Annotated in this window: 4 protein-coding genes; all 4 read left to right on the forward strand. The window is 58.9% G+C overall.

Going from position 1 to position 3,810, the window contains the following annotated elements; translation table 11 throughout:
* The coding region (locus AC1DWI_RS16220) for an asparagine synthase-related protein (protein WP_477725215.1) at positions 1-824 on the forward strand (824 nt) is incomplete at its 5' end.
* Complete coding sequence (locus AC1DWI_RS16225) at positions 821-2,086, forward strand: capsular polysaccharide export protein, LipB/KpsS family (RefSeq protein ID WP_477671333.1); 1,266 nt, start codon at positions 821-823, stop codon at positions 2,084-2,086. The genes AC1DWI_RS16220 and AC1DWI_RS16225, both read left to right, overlap by 4 nt.
* Complete coding sequence (locus tag AC1DWI_RS16230) at positions 2,079-3,107, forward strand: GNAT family N-acetyltransferase (RefSeq protein WP_477671334.1); 1,029 nt, start codon at positions 2,079-2,081, stop codon at positions 3,105-3,107. Before AC1DWI_RS16225 ends, AC1DWI_RS16230 begins: the two co-directional genes overlap by 8 nt.
* A 3-nt stretch (positions 3,108-3,110) precedes the next feature.
* A complete protein-coding gene (locus tag AC1DWI_RS16235; protein WP_477671335.1) occupies positions 3,111-3,797 on the forward strand; it encodes a class I SAM-dependent methyltransferase in 687 nt (228 codons plus the stop codon).
* Positions 3,798-3,810 lie beyond the last annotated feature (13 nt).

Genomic DNA, 3,810 nt, shown 5'->3' on the forward strand with positions numbered 1-3,810 from the left:
ACCTTGACCAGCCGCACGGTGACGCTTCATTCATGCCGATGCTGCGCGTGAGCGAGCTGGCGGCAAAACACGTCAAGGTGGTGCTGACCGGTGACGGTGGCGACGAGCTGTTTGCCGGCTATGACAAATACGCGCAGTTCTTTGCCCGACCCGACGCGCAGACCCTGCCGACGCCTGATTTTCAGCGCCAGTATTTCGATTCGATTTCGTTGTTTTCACCCGCCGCCAAGGCGGCGTTGTATCAGCCGGTGGCGCGTGAAAACCTGTCCGGGCTCGACAGCTTTACGCAGGTTGCCCGGCCCCGGTTTGAGGAGGCCGGTCATTTCGACCGGGTCAACCAGGCGTTGTATCTGGATATGCAGTTACTGCTGTCCGGCAACAACCTGGTCAAGCCAGACCGCATGGGCATGGCGGTCAGCATCGAAGCGCGCACGCCTTTCCTTGATTACCGGATGATGGAGCTGGCCTTTCGCTCGCGCGGCACGACCAAGCTGTCAGCGCAGGGCGACAAAAAACACTGGTTCAAACAAGCCGTGGCACCGCTGATTGGCGATGAACTGGCGTTTCGTAAAAAGCAGATGTTTACCGTCCCTATCGGCGACTGGTTCCGCGGCGAGTCTTACGCCTGGTTGCGCCGGACCCTCCAGGACAGCCCGTTGATTGCTGAAACGATGCAATGGCCGGTGGTTGACGGCATGCTCGTACAGCACCGGGATGGCAGAAAAAACTATACACGTGAGTTACGGGCCCTTGCGGCGCTGGCGGTGTGGGAAGCCGGTGCCGGAACCATCGAGCCGGAATTTTCGGGAGGGAACCGGAGATGACAGACCAGTTGCCGCGCTGGCTTTTTGTTTCTTACGGGGGTGGGCATGTCAAGGCCTTATTGCCGGTGGCGCGGCGCGTGAAAGAGCTGGGTCTGGCCCGGCCGCTGTATCTGGCGTTGACAACGGCTGCGCCGGAGGTGGTGCGCAGCGGTATTGAAGCCATAGGCTTTCGCGATCTTCTCAGAGACACCGATCTGTGCGCACGCGCGCACGGAGAGAGGCTGGCCAGTGAACTTAAAGTCACTGCTGCCCAGCATGATGAATCTGTTGCTTACCTTGGCCTTTCCTATGCAGACCTCGAGGCGCGTTTGGGTGTCTCCGAGGCGGCCGTGCAGTATGGCCAATACGGCCGTCAGGCGTTTTTGCCTCTGGATGCGCTTGAGCGTGCCTTGAATATTTTCCAGCCCGAACTGGTCGTCGCCACCAATTCGCCGCGGGCCGAGCAAGCCGCCATCCAGGTGGCCCGAAAAATGGGCATCCCTGCTGTTTGTCTTGTCGATTTACTGGGCATTTGGGAGCAGGAAACACTGGTGCAGGCAGATTATGCGAATGCGCTGTGCGTGATCAACAGCAATGTGCAGCGGCGGCTGATAGTTGCCGGCCGCCGCGCCGCGGAGGTGCACGTCACCGGCAACCCGGCCTTTGACAGCATCAATACGCCCGAAGTCATGAATCGGGGCAAGGACTTGCGAACGGAAATGAACCATGACGGGTTGCACCTGTGTCTTTACGCGTCTTCACCGGAGCCGCCGCATATTCCGGGTATCTCCGGCAGCGGCGACGTGCAGTTTCCGCGCCAGATAGAAATTGCGCTGATAGAGGCGGTCATACGTAATCCGCAGTTGGCGCTATGGATCAGGCGCCACCCAAGCGAGCCTGCCGCAGTTCTGCCTGATATGGCGCAGGGCCGTATTCGGATATCGACGATGGAAATGCCCTTGCATGCTTGCCTGCATGCCAGTGATGAAGTGATTGTGAGCAACTCGACAGTGGGTGTTGAAGCGTCGCTGGCGGGCAAACCGGTGTTGCAGATTCGCGGCTCTATCCTCGATCATTTGGCACCGTACCTGGAAATGGGTATTGCGTACAAGGCGTTGCCCCATACACAGATCGCCGCCGAATATGTGCGACCGCTGCAAAGCCGGCTGGATGAGCAGCGTGCATGGCGGGCACAGTCGGCGACGCGGTTCGGTGCCGGTCAGGGCGATGCAGCAGGACGCGTCGCGGAGGTCCTGCGGGAGGTGGCTGCCAACCATGCCTGAAGCTGAAATCGTGCGGCGTTTGACGCCGGAACAAGCCATAGAGTGCCATGCTCGCATAGATGCCGAGTACCGTCCTGCCACCTTGCATCCGGCTTATGTGTTAGCTGACGCATTTCGGCAACCTGGGCTGGAGCCGCTTTTCCTGCTCTTTGAAATGCAGGGTGAAATGTGGCTGCATGGATTGCACCGCATGCGAATTGTGGGCACGGACTGGTGGGATGCCAGTTCTCCTTACGGCTATGGTGGCCCCACCGCCACGAGTTCGTCGCCGGAATTTTTGCGAGCAGCCTGGGCCGCTTATGCGCAATGGATGCGTGAACAACTGGTTGTTGTGGAATATCTGCGCTTTCATCCCATGAACGCCAATCAACGGGGCTATACCGGCACAGTTGTTCCCAATCGGCAGGTGGTTTGGACCGGCTTGCAAGGACATGCGGTGGCAGCTGACTATTCCCGGCGTATCCGTTACTCGGTCAGCAAAGCTGAAAAGGCCGCGCTGCTTTTCAGCGAGCAGCATCTTGGTGAAAACGTGCAGAAATTTGCAGTGTTTTACCGCACAGCAATGACGAGTATGGGTGCTGACGGCTTTTACCAGTTTGATGATGACTATTTTCGCCGCCTGGCGGCCGTTCCCGGTGCATTGGTGGCAAGCTGTAGCATGCCCGGGAGCAAGGAATGGCTCGCGGCCTGTATTGTGCTGGAGGGCGATGGCGTGTCGGAATACCACCTCGCTGCCAGCAATGCGGGCGGGCGGGCGCTCAATGCGGCGGCATGGCTGCTTGACAAGTGCATCGCGGCAGCGCAACAACGAGGCCAACGGGCGTTTTATTTCGGGGGGGGCACCGATGCCAAACCCGACAATTCGCTATTGTTCTTCAAGTCCGGATTTTCAGACCGACAGCTGCTCTATCAGACGGGCAACCAGATTTTCAATGCACCGGCGTATGCCGAACTTCAGAAGCTGTTTCCTGAAGCACGCTCGGAATACCCCGGTCGGCCAATTTTTTATCGCAAGGTTTAAGCTATGGGCGCAGATATGCTGTGGGATGAAGTTTTTCGGTCACGCCCCTGGGGTAAATATCCCGGCGAGGATGTGGTGCGCTTTGTCGCCAGAAATTTTTACGGCGCACCGGACCGTGCCTCGGTCCGCCTGCTGGAGGTGGGTTGCGGCACGGGCGCAAATCTCTGGTACATGGCACGCGAGGGATTCTGTGTGCACGGTATTGACGCCGCACCGACCGGCGTGCGCATTGCACGTGAGCGGCTGGATCTGGAATGCGCTGGCTGGCGCGAGCGCGGTGGGCGCGTCGATGTTGGAGGCATCATCCAGTTGGATTATCCGGACGGATATTTTGACGGCGTATTGGACGTGGTGGCCATTTGTTATAGCGGGGACGACGCTGCACGCGCCATTTATGCCGAACTTGCCCGTGTGACGCGACCCGGCGGACGGCTTTTTTCTCGTACCTTTGCTCAGGGTTGCTGGGGAGAAGGCAGCGGCAAACAGTACGCACACAACATGTGGGAATGCAGCGAAGGACCATTGAAGGGTTTGGGACCAACTCGGTTCACCTGCAGGCAAGATGTGCCCGGCTTGTTGTCGCCATGGCGGGTGGACCGCATTGGGGAAAGCAGCGCCGTGGATAACTCCGGTGACCCTGAAATCCGACATCTCTTGATTGAGGCGACACGCGTCGCAATTGCAGCATGACAGCACCCTGCAA

The sequence above is a fragment of the Polaromonas sp. P3_C2 genome (assembly GCF_056402675.1).

Bases quoted from the DNA above. Each gene is read 5' to 3' on its own strand.
- AC1DWI_RS16225 (WP_477671333.1), top strand. From the start codon at position 821: ATGACAGACCAGTTGCCGCGCTGGCTTTTTGTTTCTTACGGGGGTGGG.
- AC1DWI_RS16230 (WP_477671334.1), top strand. From the start codon at position 2,079: ATGCCTGAAGCTGAAATCGTGCGGCGTTTGACGCCGGAACAAGCCATA.
- AC1DWI_RS16235 (WP_477671335.1), top strand. From the start codon at position 3,111: ATGGGCGCAGATATGCTGTGGGATGAAGTTTTTCGGTCACGCCCCTGG.